The organism is Parafrankia irregularis (assembly GCF_001536285.1).
GTDB classification, from domain to species: Bacteria; Actinomycetota; Actinomycetes; order Frankiales; family Frankiaceae; genus Parafrankia; species Parafrankia irregularis.
In genome coordinates this window covers 284,610-303,057 of the sequence record NZ_FAOZ01000004.1, presented here as the reverse complement: position 1 = coordinate 303,057, position 18,448 = coordinate 284,610, and the positions used below count along the sequence as shown (strand labels likewise).

18 protein-coding genes are annotated in these 18,448 nt (G+C 70.9%); 12 read left to right on the top strand and 6 right to left on the bottom strand.

What is annotated here, in order from left to right; translation table 11 throughout:
• Nucleotides 1–26: 26 nt before the first annotated feature.
• From mftC to mftF, 5 genes are read left to right on the top strand one after another with little or no spacing between them, the layout of a single operon-like run.
• Nucleotides 27–1,247 (top strand): mycofactocin radical SAM maturase, encoded by a 1,221-nt coding sequence (gene mftC / locus AWX74_RS08340; protein ID WP_091273755.1) that lies wholly within the window; start codon nt 27–29, stop codon nt 1,245–1,247.
• Between the two features lie 38 nt (nt 1,248–1,285).
• On the top strand, nt 1,286–2,569 hold the full coding sequence (gene mftD, locus AWX74_RS08335; protein WP_091273360.1) for a pre-mycofactocin synthase MftD: 1,284 nt from the start codon (nt 1,286–1,288) through the stop codon (nt 2,567–2,569).
• A gap of 20 nt (nt 2,570–2,589) precedes the next feature.
• A complete protein-coding gene (gene mftE / locus AWX74_RS08330) occupies nt 2,590–3,444 on the top strand; it encodes a mycofactocin biosynthesis peptidyl-dipeptidase MftE (protein WP_091273358.1) in 855 nt (284 codons plus the stop codon).
• Nucleotides 3,441–4,304: a mycofactocin-coupled SDR family oxidoreductase gene (locus AWX74_RS08325; RefSeq protein ID WP_207550277.1), complete on the top strand. Its 864-nt coding sequence runs from the start codon at nt 3,441–3,443 to the stop codon at nt 4,302–4,304. The genes mftE and AWX74_RS08325 overlap by 4 nt, the downstream gene beginning before the upstream one ends.
• Nucleotides 4,301–5,782, top strand: coding sequence for a mycofactocin biosynthesis glycosyltransferase MftF (gene mftF / locus AWX74_RS08320; RefSeq protein WP_091273355.1), 1,482 nt, complete (start codon nt 4,301–4,303; stop codon nt 5,780–5,782). Before AWX74_RS08325 ends, mftF begins: the two co-directional genes overlap by 4 nt.
• Nucleotides 5,783–5,792: 10 nt before the next feature.
• On the opposite strand, the gene AWX74_RS39440 is transcribed toward mftF, so the two are convergent.
• Entirely contained in the window at nt 5,793–5,984 is a 192-nt protein-coding gene (locus tag AWX74_RS39440) for a hypothetical protein (RefSeq protein ID WP_131799430.1), read from the bottom strand.
• Nucleotides 5,985–6,148: 164 nt separating this feature from the next.
• Between AWX74_RS39440 and mftR the strand changes: the two genes are divergently transcribed.
• Nucleotides 6,149–6,793 (top strand): mycofactocin system transcriptional regulator, encoded by a 645-nt coding sequence (gene mftR / locus AWX74_RS08315; RefSeq protein ID WP_091273352.1) that lies wholly within the window; start codon nt 6,149–6,151, stop codon nt 6,791–6,793.
• 104 nt (nt 6,794–6,897) lie between these two features.
• The gene (locus AWX74_RS08310) at nt 6,898–7,731 is read left to right on the top strand and encodes an SAM-dependent methyltransferase (protein WP_091273349.1); all 834 of its coding nucleotides are present in this window, start codon (nt 6,898–6,900) and stop codon (nt 7,729–7,731) included.
• Nucleotides 7,732–7,816: 85 nt separating this feature from the next.
• Here the strand turns inward: AWX74_RS08310 and AWX74_RS08305 are convergent, their stop codons facing one another.
• Nucleotides 7,817–9,226 (bottom strand): MDR family MFS transporter, encoded by a 1,410-nt coding sequence (locus AWX74_RS08305; protein WP_226931138.1) that lies wholly within the window; start codon nt 9,224–9,226, stop codon nt 7,817–7,819.
• A 196-nt stretch (nt 9,227–9,422) separates the two neighbouring features.
• Between AWX74_RS08305 and AWX74_RS08300 the strand changes: the two genes are divergently transcribed.
• Nucleotides 9,423–10,004 (top strand): TetR/AcrR family transcriptional regulator, encoded by a 582-nt coding sequence (locus AWX74_RS08300; RefSeq protein ID WP_091273344.1) that lies wholly within the window; start codon nt 9,423–9,425, stop codon nt 10,002–10,004.
• Between the two features lie 288 nt (nt 10,005–10,292).
• The gene (locus tag AWX74_RS08295; protein WP_207550275.1) at nt 10,293–11,723 is read left to right on the top strand and encodes an alkaline phosphatase PhoX; all 1,431 of its coding nucleotides are present in this window, start codon (nt 10,293–10,295) and stop codon (nt 11,721–11,723) included.
• Nucleotides 11,724–11,831: 108 nt separating this feature from the next.
• On the opposite strand, the gene AWX74_RS39870 is transcribed toward AWX74_RS08295, so the two are convergent.
• Nucleotides 11,832–14,231 (bottom strand): protein kinase domain-containing protein, encoded by a 2,400-nt coding sequence (locus tag AWX74_RS39870; protein WP_165615522.1) that lies wholly within the window; start codon nt 14,229–14,231, stop codon nt 11,832–11,834.
• Nucleotides 14,232–14,450: 219 nt separating this feature from the next.
• The gene (locus AWX74_RS08285) at nt 14,451–15,032 is read right to left on the bottom strand and encodes an NADPH-dependent FMN reductase (protein WP_091273337.1); all 582 of its coding nucleotides are present in this window, start codon (nt 15,030–15,032) and stop codon (nt 14,451–14,453) included.
• Between the two features lie 424 nt (nt 15,033–15,456).
• Here AWX74_RS08285 and AWX74_RS40665 point away from each other — a divergent pair, with 424 nt between their 5' ends.
• Nucleotides 15,457–15,945: a hypothetical protein gene (locus AWX74_RS40665; RefSeq protein ID WP_091273336.1), complete on the top strand. Its 489-nt coding sequence runs from the start codon at nt 15,457–15,459 to the stop codon at nt 15,943–15,945.
• Here AWX74_RS40665 and AWX74_RS08275 read toward each other — a convergent pair.
• Complete coding sequence (locus AWX74_RS08275; protein ID WP_091273335.1) at nt 15,926–16,357, bottom strand: DUF2752 domain-containing protein; 432 nt, start codon at nt 16,355–16,357, stop codon at nt 15,926–15,928. The two genes, AWX74_RS40665 and AWX74_RS08275, sit on opposite strands and share 20 nt — an antisense overlap.
• A complete protein-coding gene (locus AWX74_RS42270) occupies nt 16,350–16,571 on the bottom strand; it encodes a TM2 domain-containing protein (protein ID WP_311984281.1) in 222 nt (73 codons plus the stop codon). Before AWX74_RS42270 ends, AWX74_RS08275 begins: the two co-directional genes overlap by 8 nt.
• A gap of 667 nt (nt 16,572–17,238) precedes the next feature.
• On the opposite strand from AWX74_RS42270, the gene AWX74_RS08265 reads away from it, so the two are divergent.
• Together AWX74_RS08265 and AWX74_RS08260 are read left to right on the top strand one after the other, a co-directional pair.
• The gene (locus AWX74_RS08265) at nt 17,239–17,637 is read left to right on the top strand and encodes a cupin domain-containing protein (protein WP_091273333.1); all 399 of its coding nucleotides are present in this window, start codon (nt 17,239–17,241) and stop codon (nt 17,635–17,637) included.
• A gap of 26 nt (nt 17,638–17,663) precedes the next feature.
• Complete coding sequence (locus tag AWX74_RS08260) at nt 17,664–18,422, top strand: SDR family NAD(P)-dependent oxidoreductase (protein WP_091273332.1); 759 nt, start codon at nt 17,664–17,666, stop codon at nt 18,420–18,422.
• Nucleotides 18,423–18,448: the final 26 nt, after the last annotated feature.

Genomic DNA, 18,448 nt, shown 5'->3' with positions numbered 1-18,448 from the left:
CCGAGCCCGCCGACACCGAGCGGGCGATGCCGCTGGTGGCGCGGTTCGAACGTGGCCTGGCCGCACCGATCTGCCTGACCTGGGAGCTGACGTACGCCTGCAACCTGTCGTGCGTGCACTGCCTGTCGGCGTCCGGCCGGCGTGACCCGCGGGAGCTCAGCACCGAGCAGTGCGAGTCGATCATCGACGAGCTGCAGGCGATGCAGGTCTTCTACGTCAACGTCGGCGGCGGCGAGCCGACCGTGCGCCCCGACTTCTGGCATCTGCTCGAATACGCCGTCAACCACCAGGTCGGGGTGAAGTTCTCCACCAACGGCGTGCGGATCGACGCCGCTCGGGCCCGCTACCTGGCCTCGACCGACTACGTGGATGTCCAGGTCTCCCTCGACGGCGCCACCGCGGCGGTGAACGACCAGGTCCGCGGCGAGGGCTCGTTCGCGATGGCGCTGCGGGCGCTGGACAACCTGACCACCGCCGGTTTCCGGGACGCGAAGATCTCGGTTGTCGTCACCCGGCACAACGTGAACCAGCTCGACGAGTTCAAGCGCATCGCGGACGACCACGGCGCGACCCTGCGGCTCACCCGGCTGCGCCCGTCGGGGCGCGGCGCGGACGTGTGGGACGAGCTCCATCCCACCCACGACCAGCAGCGTGACCTCTACGAATGGCTGGTGCGGGCCGGCGAGAAGGTGCTCACCGGCGACTCCTTCTTCCACCTCGCCGGCTTCGGCGAGAAACTGCCCGGGCTGAACCTGTGCGGGGCGGGGCGAGTGGTCTGCCTCATCGACCCGGTCGGCGACGTCTACGCCTGCCCGTTCACGATCCACGAGACGTTCCGTGCTGGGAACATCGTCACCGATGGTGGTTTCGCCCAGGTGTGGCGAACCAGTGAGCTGTTCGGCCGGCTACGCGAACCGCAGGGCGGCGGGGCGTGTTCGGCGTGCCAGCACTACGACGTGTGCCGCGGCGGCTGCATGGCGGCGAAGTTCTTCACCGGCCTGCCCCTGGACGGGCCGGACCCCGAATGCGTCCAGGGCTACGGGCAGGCCGCGCTGGCCGACCCGCAGCGGACCGTCCCGGCGCTGAGCCTCGACCATTCGCACCGGCGGGAACCCGCCGGACGGCGCGAGCCGGTGCTGCTCCAGCTCGGCACCCGGCCGGACGCGGCCACCCTGGCAGCTCCGGCGGCCCCGCCGGTCTCCGCGTGCGCCGAGAACCCGCTGGCGGGATTCACCCCGGCGCGCTGAAGCACCGGCGAAATATTGAAGCGGCAAGAAGGTGGAGCATGGGTAACACTTGGTTCGAATCAGTCGCCGAAGCGCAGCGGCGCGCGCAGCGCCGGCTCCCGAAATCGGTGTACAGCGCACTGCTGGCCGGTTCGGAAGCCGGTGTGACCTACCGCGACAACACCGGCGCGTTCGACGAGCTCGGTTTCGCCCCGCACGTGGCCGGGCTGAAGGAAAAGCGTGAGCTGGCGACGACCGTCCTCGGCCAGGAGATCTCGCTGCCGGTCATCATCTCCCCGACCGGTGTCCAGGCCGTCCACCCCGACGGGGAGGTCGCCGTCGCCCGGGCCGCCGCGGCCCGCGGCACCGCGATGGGCCTCAGCTCGTTCGCCAGCAAGCCGCTCGCGGAGGTCGTCGCCGCCAACCCGCGCACGTTCTTCCAGATCTACTGGATGGGCACCCGGGAGTCGATGGTCCGCCGGCTCGAACGCGCCCGCGAGGGCGGCGCGGTCGGCCTCATCGTGACCCTCGACTGGTCGTTCTCGCACAGCCGCGACTGGGGCAGCCCCTGGATCCCTGAACGGCTCGACCTGAAGACCATGGTGAAGATGGCGCCGCAGGGCCTGTCCCGCCCGGCCTGGCTGGCGAGCTACCTGCGTACCGGCAAACTCCCCGACCTGTCCGTGCCGAACCTGGCCGAACCCGGCCAGCCGGTGCCCACCTTCTTCGGCGCCTACGGCGAATGGATGCAGACACCCCCGCCGAGCTGGGACGACATCGCCTGGCTGCGCCAGCAGTGGGACGGGCCGTTCATGCTCAAGGGCGTCAGCCGGGTGGACGACGCCCTGCGTGCCCGCGACGCCGGCGTCAGCGCGATCTCCGTCTCCAACCACGGCGGCAACAACCTCGACAGCACCCCGGCCCCGATCCGTGCCCTGCGCTCGGTCGTCGAAGCCGTCGGCGGGGACATCGAAGTGGTGATGGACAGCGGCATCCGCCGCGGCGGGGACGTCGTGAAGGCCCTGGCGCTCGGCGCGCGGGCCGTCATGATCGGCCGTGCCTACCTGTGGGCCCTGGCCGCGAACGGGCAGGCCGGCGTGGAGAACGTCCTGGACGTGCTGCGCAACGGGATCGACTCGGCGCTGCTCGCGCTCGGCCACACGTCCATCCACGACCTGACCCCGGACGACGTCCTGATCCCCAGCGGCTTCTCCCGCACGCTCGGCGTCGTCGTACCCGCGCCGACGCCGTCGCCGGAGTCGGTGCCCGCGGCGGAGTCGGTGCCCACGGCGGAGTCGGTGCCCGCGCCAGAGCCGGTGTCGGTGTCGGTGCCGGCGCAGTGACGGTGCCATCGGGAGCGTCGGTGACGCTGGCGGCGCGGGCATGGCCCGCCGTGCCGCCGGCGCCGCTGGTGCTGGTCCCGGTGGGTTCCTGCGAACAGCACGGGCCGCACCTGCCGTTGACCACCGACACCACGATCGCGGTGGCGGTGGCCGAAGGCGCGGCCGAGCACCTGCGCCAGCACCAGCGCCTTGGCCAGCACCAGCGCCTTGGCCAGCACGACGCCGCCGTGCCGGTGCTGGTCGCCCCGCCCGTCATCTACACGGCCAGCGGGGAGCACCAGGGGTTTCCGGGCACGATGTCCATCGGCACGCAGGCGCTGCGGCTGCTGCTGGTCGAGCTGGCCCGCTCGATGCGGGACTGGAGCGGACGGATCGTGTTCGTCAACGCGCACGGCGGCAACCTGCGCGGACTCGCCGAGGCCGTCGCCCAGCTGCGCCACGAGGGCCACGACGTGGCCTGGCTCGCCAGCGGTGCCGGTCGCGACAGTGCCAGCCGCGGTAACGCCGGGCACGACAGCGCCGGGCACAACAGCCCCGGGCACGACGACGCCGGCCGCGACGCGGCGACCGATTCACATGCCGGGTTCACCGAGACGTCCCTCATGCTGCACCTGGCGCCGGAACAGGTGCGGATGTGCGTGGCCCAGGCCGGCAACACCGCCCCGCTCACCGAGCTGATGCCCGCCATCGTCGCCGGCGGGGTGGCGGCCGTCGCGCCGTCCGGCGTGCTCGGTGACCCGACCGCGGCCAGCGCCCGGGCCGGCGAGGAACTGCTGCGGGCAATCATCGAGAACGTATCCGCCCTCATCGATCACGGCGAACCGGACCAGCACGGCCGGCTGCGTCCTCGGCTGACCGCGGAGCGTCAGCCGTGAGCGGCGCCCGGCCCGACACCGGGCAGGTCGACTCCGGACCGCCCGACACCGGACCGCCCGGCACCGGGCGGGTCGCGCTGGTCACCGGCGCCGGCCGCGGAATCGGCGCCGCGACCGTCCGGGCCCTGTGCCGGCGCGGCTACCGGATCGTCGCGGTCGACAGCGGCGCCGGCGACACCGCCACGGACCTGCCCGGGGTCGACTACCCGCTGGCGAGCCGCGAGCAGCTGGCGGCAGTGCGCGCCGAACACCCCGACCAGATCCACACCGTGCTCGCCGACGTGCGTGATCGCGCCGCCCTCGACGCGGCGGCGGCCACCGCCGTCGAGCGTTTCGGCCGGCTCGACGCGGCGGTCGCCGCCGCCGCCGTGATGGTCGGCGGCCAGCCGCTGTGGGAGACCCCGGCCGCGCACGTGCAGACCCTGTGGGATGTCGACGTCCTGGGGGTGTGGAACACCGCCGCCGCCTGCGTGCCGCACATGCTGGCCGGGCCGGACCCGGGCGGTTGCCGTTTCACCGCCGTCGCCTCCGCGGCCGGCACCCGCGGACTGTTCCACCTGGCCGGTTACAGCATGGCCAAGCACGCCGTCATCGGCCTCGTCCGCGGCCTCGCCGCCGACCTCGTCGGTACGGGCGTCACGGCGGTGGCGGTCTCACCCGGTTCGACCCGCACCTCGATGCTGGCCGCCACCGCGGCGCTGTACGACCTGGACGACGTCGAGTCCTTCGCCTCCGGGCAGCTCACCGGACGGCTGATCGACCCCGGCGAGATCGCCGAGACCATCGCCTTCTGCTGCTCGGTCGCCGGCGGGGTGCTGACCGGCTCCGTCGTCAGCGCCGAAGGCGGTTTCCGAGGATGAACACCGGGCCCGGCACCGGCACCGGTGTCGACCTGGATCCCGGTGTCGGCCTGGATCCCGGTGTCAGCCTGGGGCTCGTCGTCGAGCTCGGGGAGCGCGTCCGGGTCTCCGAGGGCGGGCGGGTGCTCGTCGGCGGTGCGCCGATGCGGCTGCTTCGGCTCAACGAACGCGCGGCGCGCTACCTGGACGGGCGCCGGCTGCGGGTGGTCGACGCGACGTCCGCGCAGCTCGCCGACCGGCTGCTCGCCAGCGGCGTGGCGAACCCGGTGCTCGGCGAGCTGCCAGCGGCCGAGCTGTCCGCGGTCACGGTGGTCGTCCCGGTCCGCGACCGGCCCGGGACGCTCGACCGGCTGCTGTCCGGCCTCGCCGGCCAGCTCGAGGTGATCGTCGTCGACGACCGCTCGCGTGACCCGTCGGCCATCGCCCGGGTGGCCGACCGGCATGGCGCCAAGCTCGTCGCCCTGCCCGTCAACCGCGGCCCGGCAACGGCCCGCAACACCGGGCTCGCGCAGGTGACCACACCGCTGGTCGTCTTCGTCGACTCGGACGTCGTCGTCGAGCCGGCTGCGCTCGCCCTGCTGGCCCGCCACTTCCACCAGCCCCGGGTCGCCGCCGTGGCACCCCGCATCCTCGGGCTGGCCGAGCCGGGCGGCACGAACTGGATCGGGCGTTACGAGGATGCCCGCTCGTCACTCGACATGGGCCCCGTGGCTGCGCTGGTGCATCCGCGCTCCGCGGTCGGCTGGGTGCCCGCGGCGTGCCTGATGGCCCGGGTCGCCGCGCTCCGCCCCGGATTCACCTTCACCGACGGCCAGCGGGTCGCCGAGGACGTCGACCTGGTCTGGCGGCTGGCCGCCGCCGGCTGGCAGGTGCGGCACGAGCCCGCCGTCACCGCCCGGCACGATCATCGTTCCGGCCTCACCGCCTGGCTGGGGCGCAAGGCGTTCTACGGCACCGGAGCGACCGTCCTCGCCAGCCGGCACGACGACGCGGTGGCACCGGCGGTCTTCGCGCCGTGGAGCGCGGGCGTCGCCGTCACCCTGCTCGCCCAGCGACGATGGTCGCTGCCCACCGCGGCGGCCATCCTCACCGCCCAGTCCGTGCGCCTCGCCCGCGCGGGGATCTCGCCTGGTGTCGCCCGCCACGGACTGGCCGCGAACGCAAACCAGACCAGCGGCCTGCTGCTGCGCCACTGGTGGCCGTTGAGCCTGGCCGGCTGCCTGGTCTCCCGCCGCCTGCGCCGCGCCGTGCTGGCCGCCGCGGTCGTCGACGGGCTGGTCGACTACCGCCGGTGCGCCCCAGGCCTTGATCCGGCCAGGTTCCTGCTCGCCCGCCGCCTCGACGATCTCGCCTACGGCACCGGGCTGTGGGCCGGCGCACTGCGCGGCCGGACCCTTCGACCGCTGCTCCCAGCCCGACCAGGCCGACCAGCCCGACCAGGCCGACCAGCAAAGCCCGGCCAGCCTGGCACCCGCTGAAGGCCTGGCCTCACCCATCCGCCCGGGTCGCGCGCACGATCGCGGTCCTCGGGTAGGGAAGAATCGGGTCATGCGCGCGGACCTCGCCCTGTTCCTGGGCACTCAGCAGGGCTCCGCCATGCCCGCTGGCACCCCACGGGCGCGCCGCGCTGACGGGAGCGCCATCGCCGCGCTCGATCCTCGCGAGCGTGACCGCTGCCACCGAGCAGGACCTGCGGACTGTGGTCGCGGGAACAACCGAAATCCTCAGCTCCTCGAGTCTCGGCTTCGAGCCGCTGGCGCGGCTGAAGTTGCTACTTGGCAAGATCTGACGATTTTGGTCGCGGGAACGACCGAAATTTTCAACTCCTCGAGTGGCCCGCTTCGGTGAGCACCCCAGACACCCCGGACAGTCCAGGCACACCGGACAGTCCAGGCGCGCTGGACAGCCCGGCCCGCCGGCCGAAAGGGCGCCCGCCCGTCACTGATCACGCCTCGATCGAGCGGGCCGCCTTCGCGGTGTTCACCGAGCACGGATTCGACGCCACCACCCTGGACGCGATCGCCGCGGCGGCCGGGGTCGGGCGCCGAACGCTGCTGCGGTACTACCCTTCCAAGAACGACATCCCGTGGGGGCAGTTCGACGAGAGCCTGGTCGGGCTGCAGAAGACCCTCGCCGCCATGCCGACGGACATTCCCGTCCACGAGGCGGTGCATCGGGCGGTGCTCGCGTTCAACCATGTCGACGCGGCGGCTGTGGCCCAGCACAGGCAACGGATGACCCTGCTGCTGAGAACTCCGACGCTGATGGCCCATTCGGCGCTGAAGTACCGGCAGTGGCGTCGGGTCATCGCCTCCTATGCCGCCGAACGCCACGGGCTGACACCTGAGGACCTGTTGCCGCGCACCGTCGGCCATGTGGCCCTGGCAATCGCGGTCTCCGCCTATGAGCAGTGGCTGGACGACGAGCAGCGCACGATTGAGGAGATCCTCGACGAGGCACTGGGCGCGCTGCGGACCTACCTCGGGTAGTCGGGTGGGTCGAGCGGACATCCAGGGCGATACGCTCCGCAAAGCACATTCGCCGGCGTCGTCGAGGTCGCCGGATTCGACGAGACAGCTGGCGAGGCGGGCTGATGGGCTGGAACTTCAAATCAGCGGTGTCCGAGAGCGACGGCGGTGACCCCGGCGCCGATCTTCGGACGGACCGGCCGACCCCGGCCCGCATGTACGACTTCTTCCTCGGGGGCAAGGACAACTTCGAGGTCGACCGGACGGCCGCCGCCGCGGTCGACACCGCCCTGGGCAAGACGATGACGTTCGACATCGTCTGGGAGAACCGCCGTTTCCTGCAGCGGGCGACCCGCTGGCTCGCGAACGCCGGTATAGACCAGTTCCTCGACATCGGGACCGGCCTGCCGACGCAGGGGAACGTGCACGAGATCGCCCAGCAGGTGAACCCGGATGCCCGGGTCGTCTATGTGGACAACGACCCGATCGTCCTGGCACACGGTCGCGCGCTGCTCGCGACGAACAAGACGACAACAATTATCACCGCGGACGCACGCGAGCCCCGGTCGATCCTCGACCATCCGGACGCGGGCGCCCTCATCGATTTCTCCCGGCCCGTCGCCGTTCTCTCGGTGGCCCTGTTCCACTTCATCCAGGACGGCGAGCGGCCCCGTGAGCTGCTCGCCGAGTTCATGAGCGCGGTTCCCGCCGGATCCTTCCTGACGCTTTCGCACCTGACGACGGACGGGCCTCCGGCCGAGGGCGTGGCCCGGACGGAGGCAGCCTACGAGAACGCGACATCGCCAATAATCTTCCGGCCGCGTGCCGCCATTGAGGGTTTCTTCTCCGGCCTCGACCTGGTCGAACCCGGAATTGTGCGGCCGTGGCAGTGGAACCCGGGAGACGACGACAGCCCGCGCACCGACTGGCTGTTCGCAGGCGTGGCCCGCAAGCCCTGAAAGCGCTCGTCTGCCCTACGCCGACGCAACGGCTTCCCCCTGTGCCGGCGCAGGGACTTTCCCTGTGCCGGCACAGCGGCTTCCTCTACGCCGGTGCGGCGACTTCCGCGTCGACGTCGGCCGACTCGGGAACGAACGGCGCGGTGGGGCGGCCGGGCAGCAGCAGGCAGAGCGGGACGGCGACGGCGGTGAAGGCGATCGACCACCAGAAGGCCTCACCGAAGGCGTCGGCGACGGCCTCGGGGGTGTGAGCTCCCCCGGCCGTGTGCTGGAGGACCACGGCAAGAACCGCGGTACCCAGGGAGCCGCCGATCTGCTGGCCGACTCGGGTGATGACGCTGGCGTGCGGGATCTCCGCATGGCCGAGGCCGATGTAGGCGGCACCGGCCAGTGGGATGGTGGCGGCGCCGAGGCCGAGCCCGCGCACGAAGAGCGCGGCCAGCAGCGGCACGTCGCCCGTGCCGGCCGTGACGAACGCGAACGGCAGGGTGGCCACGCAGGCGAGGGCGAATCCGGTCAGCGCGACCCAGCGGGGCCCGTACCGGTCGGTGTACCTGCCCGCGAGGTTCCGGGAGAACAGGGTGCCCACTCCCTGCGGGATCAGCAGCAACCCTGCCCCGAGGGCGTCCTCACCGCGAGCCTGCTGCCAGAACAGCGGCAGCAGCAGCATGGAGCCGTAGAGGGCCCCACCGAGGACGAAGCCGACGGCGGCGGATGACGCCAGCGGGCGGTGGCGGAGCAGGCGCAGGTCGACCAGCGCGGCCGTGGAGCGCGCCAGGGCCCAGCCCACGAATGCCGCGATCAGGGCGAGGCCGACGAGCAGCGGCAGCAGGACCTCCACACTCGCGAAACCCGCGCTGCCCTCGACCCGGGAGAGACCGAAGATGACGGCGGCGACGCCCGGCGAGATCAGCAGCAGGCCGAGGACGTCGAGGCGGGCTCGGGTGCCGCCCCGCGGCCGGTCGTCGGGCAGGTTGCGGGCGGCGAGCCAGGCACCGACGACGCAGAAGGGGATGTTGACGAAGAACATCCAGCGCCAGTCGCCGACATGCAGGATGACGCCGCCCAGGACCGGCCCGAGGATGGGCCCGAGGGCGGCCGGCAGCGAGATCGTCGCCATGACCTTGCCGATGTTGCCGCCCCGCGCCGCCTGCATGATCAAAGTGATCATGAGTGGCATGATGATCCCGCCACCGATGCCCTGGACGACGCGGAACACGATGAGGCTGTGCACATCCCACGCGGCCGCACACAGGACCGAACCGAGCAGGAAGATGCCGAGGGCGGCGATCCACAGCCGTTTGCCGCCAAGTACCGACTGTGCCCATCCGGCGACGGGGATGGTGACGAACATGGCCAGCAGATAGCCGGTGCTCACCCACTGGATGGTGGAGAGCGAGGTGTCCAGCTCGCGGGTGAGATCATTGATGGCGACGCTGACGATCGTGGTGTCGAGGATGACGGCCAGCGCACCCACGATGACGGTGATCGCCATGCGCCACACCGCCGGGTCGATACGGTCGGAGGCGACTGGGCCCTGCTGCGAAGCGGTTGCGGTCCCGTCGGAGGTACTCAATGAACGACCACCTAAGATACATCGTCGTTTCTTGCCGGAGGCGATCGTAGGCGCCCTCCATAAGATACGCAAGCGTGTCTAAGGCGGAACGGGTAGAACAGGGGCCGAAGGGAAGATGACGGAGCGTCGCCGCGGGGCCGCGCTGGAGGCAGCACTGCTCGACGCGGCCTGGGCGGAGCTGACCGAGCACGGCTATGCCAACTTCACGATGGATGCCGTCGTCCAGCGCGCCGGAACCAGCCGCCCCGTCCTCTATCGCCGCTGGTCCGACCGGCACGAACTCGTCCGCGCCACGATCATCCGCGCCCTCGAACGGGACGAGATCACCATCCCCGACACCGGCAGCCTGCGCGGCGACATCCTCACGCTCATGCGGCAGTTCAACGACACCCGGATCCAGCTCGTCACCCTGGTGAGCGTCCACCTGGCCGACTACTACCGGGAGACCGGCACCAGCCCCGCGGACCTGCGCCGCGTCCTGAAAGGGGACCGCAAGGACGGGCTCGACGCCCTGTTCGCCCGCGCCGCCCAGCGGGGGGAGATCGGCCCCACTCCCCTGCCCGACCGGGTGAAGTCGCTTCCGTTCGACCTCCTGCGCCACGAGGCCCTGATGACTCTCGCGCCGGTGCCCGAGGACGTCCTCACCGAGATCGTCGATACGATCTTCCTGCCACTCGCACAGCGAGCCTCAAACTAAACTTAGGTTTACCAAACATAAGCGGAAGCCTTTTCTGTGGATTCGACACCGGAATCGGCAACGCTCGGTATTCATTGCGGGAACCCGACGTGCACGGCTTTCCCCGGCCCGGGAATTTCTGCGCCCAACAGACGCGGCCCAGCCGGTGCCCGGGGGCCCAACCTGCACGCACGCAGCAATCGTTTCCCAGCTGTTGGCCGTCCGGCCACATACCGACAAACGAGGTGTCAGGTCGACCCGACAATGTCCATGGCGTCCCAGTTAATAATGATCTTTGGAGGCACGCCGGTGACTTCTTCCATTTCCCGCCGTAACCTGATGCGCACCGGCGCGGTGGGCGGCCTCGGCCTGGTCGCCGCCGGCAGCATGGACGTTCTCGCCGGCACCGCCGCGCAGGCCACGTCCCGCTCCGCGACCGGCTACGGCGCCGTCATCGCCGACCCGGCGGGCCTGCTCGCGCTGCCCAAGGGCTTCTCCTACAAGATCATCGCCCAGACCGGCGTGACGACGCTCGAGTCGGGCGAGCCGACCCCGGGCGCCCCGGACGGCACCGCCTCCTTCCCCACCCGCAACGGCGGCTCGGTGCTGGTCAACAACCACGAGCTCAGCGGCGCCGCTGCCAACCCGGTGCCGCGTATCGCGGACTACACCTACGACCCGGGAGCCCCCGGCGGGACCACCAACATCGTGGTCGACCGGTTGGGCAACCGGGTCCGCGAGTACGTCAGCCTGGCCGGGACCCTCACCAACTGCGCCGGCGGCTACACCCCGTGGGGCACCTGGCTGACCTGCGAGGAGACCGAGCAGAAGGCCAACGCCACCTACAAGTACGACCACGGGCACGTCTTCGAGGTCGACCCGGTGGACCAGGCCGCGAACAAGAACCCGGTGCCGCTGAAGTTCCTCGGCCGCTTCGCCCACGAGGCCGTCTCCGTCGACCCGAAGACCGCCGAGATCTTCCTCACCGAGGACGCCAGCAGCCCGCACGGCCTGTTCTACCGCTGGACGCCACCGAAGAGGTTCCGCGCCGGCAAGGGCGCGCTGCGTGCGCTCGCGCTGAGCGCGGGCGGCGACACCGCCGGCTCCCTGCAGGCGCTGAGCGCCAGCAACGGGTCGCAGCACATCGTCGACCTCTCCGAGGCGACCACGGTCGGCACCAGGTACAAGGTCAGCTGGGTGGACGTCCCCGACCGCAGCGCGGCCACGGTCTCCATCCGCAAGCAGTTCACCACCGACCAGGTCACCAACAGCCGCAAGCTGGAGGGCACCTGGTGGGGTGACGGCGGCGTGTACTTCGTCTGCAGCTACGCCCGGGTGAGCGACGGCAGCCCCAAGGAGCACGACGGCCAGGTCTGGTTCTACAACCCGAACAACGAGACCATCACCCTCAAGGTGATCTTCGGCCTGAACCTGGACCCGACCCAGGACGTCGACTTCGACGGCCCGGACAACATCACCGTGTCGCCTTACGGCGGCCTCATCCTGGCCGAGGACGGCGAGGGCGTCAGCCACCTGATCGGTGTCACCAAGAAGGGCACGGCCTACGCGCTGGCGCGCAACGAGCTCAACGAGAGCGAGTTCACCGGCCCGAACTTCAGCGCCGACAAGAAGATCCTCTTCGCCAACATCCAGAGCCCCGGCTACGTGCTCGCCATCACCGGGCCCTGGGACGGCTGCGACGACCGCGACTACCACGACCCCCGCGGCGACCACCGCTGATCATCCGATCGGCGCTCTCTGAGCACTGACAGCACCTGCTGACGGCGGGCCGGCCTGAGCTCCCTCAGGCCGGCCCGCCTGCGTATGCCATGGTGCGAGGCACGACGGTCACCGCCGCGAGACCTTGCCCTGGGTGTCCACGAACGTGGGCGAGCACCGTTTCCCACCCGGATCCGCCGCGTTCCAGACGCAGATCCGCTCCGAGTAGCTGTAGTAGCCGATTACGAGAAAACTGCCCGGCTTGGAGTTCGCGGTGGCGTAGTTCGACGCCTCGAGCCGCTTGGTGGAGGAGCTGGTGTTCGCCTCACCGTTCACGATGACGTCGGCGACACATGACCCGGCGCCGGCGGAGAGCTTTCCATACAGCACGCCCTCGAAATTCAGCCAGCCCGTGCAGCCGGAGACACTCACCTGTGAGCCCTCCTGGTACCTGTCGCCGCTGCCTGGGCCCGCCGGGGCGGCCTGGGCCGAGTTGACGGGAGGAGCCGTCGTCCTCGTCACGGTAGGAGGCCTGGTGGTGGTGACCAGGTCCGTCGGCCGGCTGGCGGGCGAGGTCGTCGGAGCGACCGGAGCCGTCGAGCCGACCGCCGAGGTCACCGCGGTTGGCGTGGGGCTCATGGTGGGCGTGACGACGGTGGTGGGCGGCGAAGGCACCGGGGTCAGTTTCACCGTGCCGCCCGAGCCCTGGGAGCCCGTCGCATCGCTCGAGTCCCCGCGAGTGCCACCGAACAGGTTCCCGGACATGACCGCCCCGACCGACACCGCCAGAACGGCCAGGACGACACCGCAGATCGTGGCCAGCCGTGCCGTTCGGCGCCGCGACCTGCGCCTGCGCGCACGCTGCCGCTCGCGCCGGGACACCGGGCCCGGCGTGTCCAGGTCGGCCGCGGCGTCGGGCGCGGGCTCAGACGCGGGCGCATGCGCGACCTCGGGCTCAGACGCGGGCGCGACCTCGGGCTCAGACGCAGGCTCAGACGCAGGCGTGGGCTCGGTGACCGGCGTGGTCACGGTCACCGGTGGAACGCTCGGGACGCCGCCCGCGGGATGCCGCTGGGGCGGTATCAGCGAGTTGATCGCCGGTGCGCCGACGGGCGTGGGAGCGACGTCGATCTCGGTGCGGGCCGGACCGCTCGCGGACCCGCTGCGAGCCGCGTCGAGCTGGTCGAGCAGGATGCGCCGCGTCTCGTCGGCGGACGTCCCGGTGAGATCGACGTTCAGACCGCCGGCAGGCAGGTCGGGCCAGGGGCAGTCCGCGATGCGTACCGGTATCAGAGTGCGGGCGAACCGAGCCCCGTCGGAACCCGAGGCGGCGTTCCATTCAGGCCGCCCGAGCACCGTTTCCAGATAGGCCGGGGAGAGGAGCGCCAACGTGTGGGCGGCGTACACGGTGCCCTCGAACATGCCGGTGCTCCAGTACGGGACCGGCGTTTCGTCCCAGGCCTGCAGCAGCACCCGATGGCCGGCGGCGACCAGCTGCCCGGCTATCCATTCCGCCCAGGCACGATCGGCCCTGGCGTACGAAACGAAGAAGTCCCAGCTGGGCCGCTCCGCCCCGCCTCGGCCGCCGGCACCCCCGTCCGTGACCGTGCCGGGCCTGGAATCGCCGGAATCGAAGGGATCGCGGGGATGGAGGGCGAACCGCCGGACGGTGTCCAACAGGTGTAACGACAGCCCCGTCCGGGCGGCCCAGCCTGGCCCGAACACCTTGGTCGCGGCCCGCGCGAGGTCGAGGGCGAAGGCTGGTGCGTCCCGGTGGCGGTCGGCGGGTGACTTCGCCAGGGCACGCAGCACGACGTCGGCCAACGGGGCCGCCACACCGGTCATCGGGGGCGGAGGCTGCGTCAGGTGCTGGAACATCACCGCTGGCACCGACTGCCGGTCGCGGCCGAACGGCGGCGTCCCGACCAGCAACTGGTAGAGCACCACTCCGAGCGCGTACAGGTCGACGCCCGGCCCGAGCCGGCCGCCCTGGATCTGCTCCGGCGCCATGTACAGCGGAGTGCCCGATCCGCTCGCGGTCGCCGCGGAGCCCTCGAACATCTTCACCAGGCCGAAATCGCCGACGACGGGCGTGCCGTCGGCGCCGAAAAGAATGTTCTCGGGCTTGATGTCGCGGTGCAGCATCTTGTGGCTGTGCGCATGCTCCAGCGCCGCCGCGACAGCCAGCCCGACCCCGCACGCCTGTTCCGGGGTCATACCGAGCAGCCGATCAGCCAGCGTGCCGCCGGCCATCAGCTCCATCACCACCAGACAGAGGCCCTCGGCCTCGACATAGTCGTGCACATGAAGCACATGCGGGTGTTTCAGCTTCTCGAGGGCCTTCGCCTCCTCGGCGAACCCGCTCGCGGCGCCCGCCGTCCCGTCGCCGGCCATCACTTTGATCGCGACTCGACGGTCCAGCCACCGGTGTTCACCGGCCAGCACCGCACCGAACGACCCCGAGCCCAGCTGCTCGCCCACCCGATAGGCGGGCAGCGCTCGTTCCACCCACCCGCGATCGAAGATCACCGTGAGTATCCGATGTCGTGCAGTGTTTCCCGCTGCCCCGCCATAGTTGGATCAGCCTATACAGCTGGCCACAAATCACTACGGGCCGGTCGCCGTCCCGACATTTGTCTGGCGCAGGGGCAGTGGCAGCGCAGAAACAGGCGCGGGCAGGCGCCGGCGGTTCCGCGGAACCGCCGGCTCGGATGACGTGCTGCCGTCAGACGGCGTACAGCCGGGCGGTCAGTCGCCCGCGGGCGACTGCAACGGGATGAGCGCGGTGCCCACCGTCACCAGCTCGTCGAGCATCCTCTTGGCGGATGCGTCGATCAGCTCGTCGCTGCGGAAGGCGCCGGACTCGTCCAGGCGCTGGCCGAGGAACGGCACCGAGACGGCGTCGGTCACCGGCACCATGCGCAGCGCGGCGAGGACCGGCTTGAGCTGCGTGACCGCGCGCAGGCCCGCCGAAACCCCACCGTAGGAGACCAGGCCGACGGCCTTGTAGCGCCATTCGCGGCTGAGGTAGTCCAGCGCGTTCTTCAGCGAGCCGGGGAAGCTGTGGTTGTACTCCGGGGTCACGATCACGAACGCCTGCGCGCGGGAGATCGTGGCGCTCCACCGCTTCGTGTGCTCGTGTACGTAGTTCCCGGTCATCGGGTGGTTCGGCTCGTTGAAGATCGGCAGATCGACGTCGACGAGGTCGACGACCTCGACGTCGAAGCCACCCTGCGCCCGTGCGGCGTCGGCGATCCACGCCCCCACCGCCGCACCGGCTCGGGTCGGGCGGGTGCTCGCGATGATGATCTGCAGGAGGGGCCTGGACATGGGGGATCTCCACTCTGGGCGAGGCTGTTCCGTTGAAGGCTCAACCGAATCGGGAAGGTCGCCCATTCCCGCCGACAGCCCTCACCTCGCGAGGCGAACCCCACACTCGTACAGAGCTTTACAGGATGTCAAGTAAACTTTCACACAGAAAGATCGGACAGCGTTACCGATCTTGACCGGGCCCGCCGGGATCCCACATCACCACACGGCACCAGCAATTCACGCCAATAGGTACAACCGGGGCGCGAAGTCGTTTGACAATCCGCAAGATGGGAGGATTTCGGTTGTCCTCGCAGCCGAAATCACCATCTCTTGCTCGGAAGCAGCTGCCGTGGCTGCGGTCCCGTGAGGTGTGTGTGCACGCCGTGGACCTGCGGCTCAGCGCCTCGTTCGGCGAGCTGTCCGCCTACTTCCTCGCCGCGCTGTGCGACGACGTGGTCGAACGACGCGGCGGTTCCGCGGAACCGCCACCCGCCGCAAGCTCGTCCGTCGCCGCCTCGTTCGCCGCCGCCTCGTCCGTCACTGCTGCCGGCGTGCTCGTCCTGGCGACGTCCGATGCCTCGCGGCGCTGGGAGCTGCCGGGAGCCGGCGAGGGTGGGCCGGGCCAGACCGTCGTGACCGGCCCACCCTCGCCGACAGTGCGCTGTGGCACGTCGACGGCGTCCCGCGGCTGCAGCGCAACGTCATCCTGCGGTCCCGCGACACCTACGACTACAGCTTCACCGACTGGATCCACGGCCCGACCGCCCTGACGCCGGAGCAGGAGCCGCCGATGTTCCGCACCATCCCGCTGAACTCGGTGGCACCGAGCTCGGTGCAGCCGGCCGAGTGCTCCCCTGGCCGGCAGCCGGCGCTGGCCGAACGTGGGGCGCTTGCGCGGAACCGCCCGGCTGTCAGCCGGTGGTCGGCGTGAGCGGCCAGCCCGGCAGGTTGCGGACGACCGTCCACGCCAGCGCGGCACCCGCGATGCCGTGCGCAAGCGGGCGCGGGAGGGGCGCGCGCACGCCGCGCTCGTAGGCACGGGCCTGCCGGACCACGAGCGCGGCCAGCAGCGGTGCGCACACCAGCAGGAACAGGTTGTCGTGCGCGGCGGCCGCCGGCATGCCGTGGAGCAGATCGTGGGCGAGCCGGAGGCCGCCGCAGGCCGGGCAGTCCAGGCCGGTCAGCGCCTTCGTCGGACACGTCGGCATCGCGGCGGCCGGGTCGTGCGGGTCGACGGCTGCCAGGTAGACCGCGCCCGCCACCAGGCACCCGGCCGCGCCGGTGAGAAGGAGACGCCGCCGGCGGCGCCCCGCGGGCCCGTCGGTGGTGCCCGCGTCAGTCACGCAGCGGGCGGCCGTACTGGTCCCGGACATCGCTGGTGAGGATGATGATGCCGTCGATCAGTGCCCAGATTCCGAGCCCGCCGCAGGTGAGCAGCTGGGCGATCGCGATGCCGTTGCTTCCCATGTACCACCGCCCCGCACCGACCCCACCGAGGAAGAACTGGAGCAGCCCGGCGACGAGCTTCTGCTTGTCCGAGAGGGGCTCACCAGTCACCGGGTGGCGTCCGTAGGGGGCTGTGGGGTCGAACCACCCGCCTCCGTAGCCCGGTGGGGGACCGTAGCCCGGCGGGGGCCCGTAGGCCGGCGGCGGCCCATAGCCCGGCGGCGGACCGTACCCAGGCGGTGGGCCGGGTGGAAATCCACCGGGTGGCGCGCCGGGTGGGAATCCGCCGGGTGGCGGGCCGAAGCCCGGCTCCTGTGGCCCCGTCTCACCGAAACCGTGTCCCTGCCTGCCCGGGTCCGGATACGGCGGCTGTCCTGGCGTGGTCATGGCACATCTCCGTCCGAACCGCCGGCCTGCATGGGAGTTCCGGCCGCGGCATGTCGAAATGGGGGCTTCGGACAGTATCGTCCGCCGGGCTCCCGAACGACCACGGACCACGGCGCAGACCGCGCGGGCGGGATTGTCAGCGCCCGGCCCGGCGGTAGCCGAGCCCGGCGCGGTTCCGCTGAACCGGACGGGTCGCCGTCGGGCGGGCTCCGCCCGCCCGGCACCGCCACGCCGGCGGACGGCCCAACCTCGGCGAATGCCTCTTCGTGTTCCGCCAGGACCATCCGGCCGCCGCATAGCCGCTTGCGCTCCGAAAGTCACGAGTTGACCGGACGGCCGGTTGAGACGTGAATTGTTCAGAGCGCCGACGGCGCGTGGAAGGAGCCGACTGATGGCCGATGAGCCCGCCCGGCAGTTCTTCTTCGATGTCAACCAGCTTCCGGGGCACACGAACGCCGAGCTCTTCGGTGATTCCGAAGAGGCACAGGAGTACCTCGACCTCTTCGGACGCGACCTTGTCACCAGGACGATCCTGCAGTCCCCGGAGCTGTCTGTTTTCCATGAGACAGCCGCTCCCGGCGAGAAGGTCAAGCCGCACCGGCACGGCACGCACCAGCTGAACTACGTCCTGCGCGGCGAGCTGATATTCGGCCGGCGCAGGGTCGGTGCGGGAATGGGATTCTTCACGCCCGATCTTCTTTACGCCTGGCGGGCCGGCGACGAGGGCGCCGAGTGGATCGAGATCCATTCCGGGCAGCCCGGCGTCTTCACCGACCAGCGGAAATCCTGACACAGAGTTCGGAGGATTCACCAATCATGACTGCTTCGTTTGAGGGCAAGGCGGCGCTCATCACCGGCGCAGGGTCCGGCATGGGCCGTGCGATCGCGTTACGGCTCGCTGGGCAGGGAGCGTCGGTGCTCGGCATCGACATCGACGAGGGCCGGCTCGCCGAGACGAAGACGCAGGCGTTGGCGCTGACGACCGGACGGTTGTCGGTGCGCCAGGCCGACGTCAGCGACCCGGCCGCCTGCGCCGAGGCGGTCGCCGCGGCCGTCGCCGAGTTCGGGCGGCTCGACGTGCTCGGCAACGTCGCGGGGATCTACCTGGCCGAGCACACGACGAAGATGCCGGTCGAGCAGTACCGGCGGGTCATGGGCGTGAACCTCGACGGCTGCTTCTTCCTCGCCCAGGCCGCGATCCCCCACCTGCTGGAAACCGACGGCACCATCATCAACATCGCGTCGAACTCCGGCCTGCAGGGCGTTCCCTACTCGGCGGCCTACAGCATGAGCAAGGGCGGGCTGATCGCGCTCACCCGGTCGCTCGCCGTCGAGTTCCTCAAGACGAGGCTGCGGGTCAACGCGATCGCGCCCGCGGGCACGAACACCAACATCGCCACCTCGGGCACCTTCCCGAGCGACATGGACCCCGACCTCGTCGGGCGGATGGCCGGCATGCGCGGGCTGGCCGAGCCCGAGGAGATCGCCGCCCTGTTCGCGTTCCTCGCCTCCGACGAGGCGCGTTCGATCACCGGCGCCGTCTACACCGTCGACAACGGCCTCACCGTGAGCTGACGGCCTCACCGTGAGCTGACAGTGGA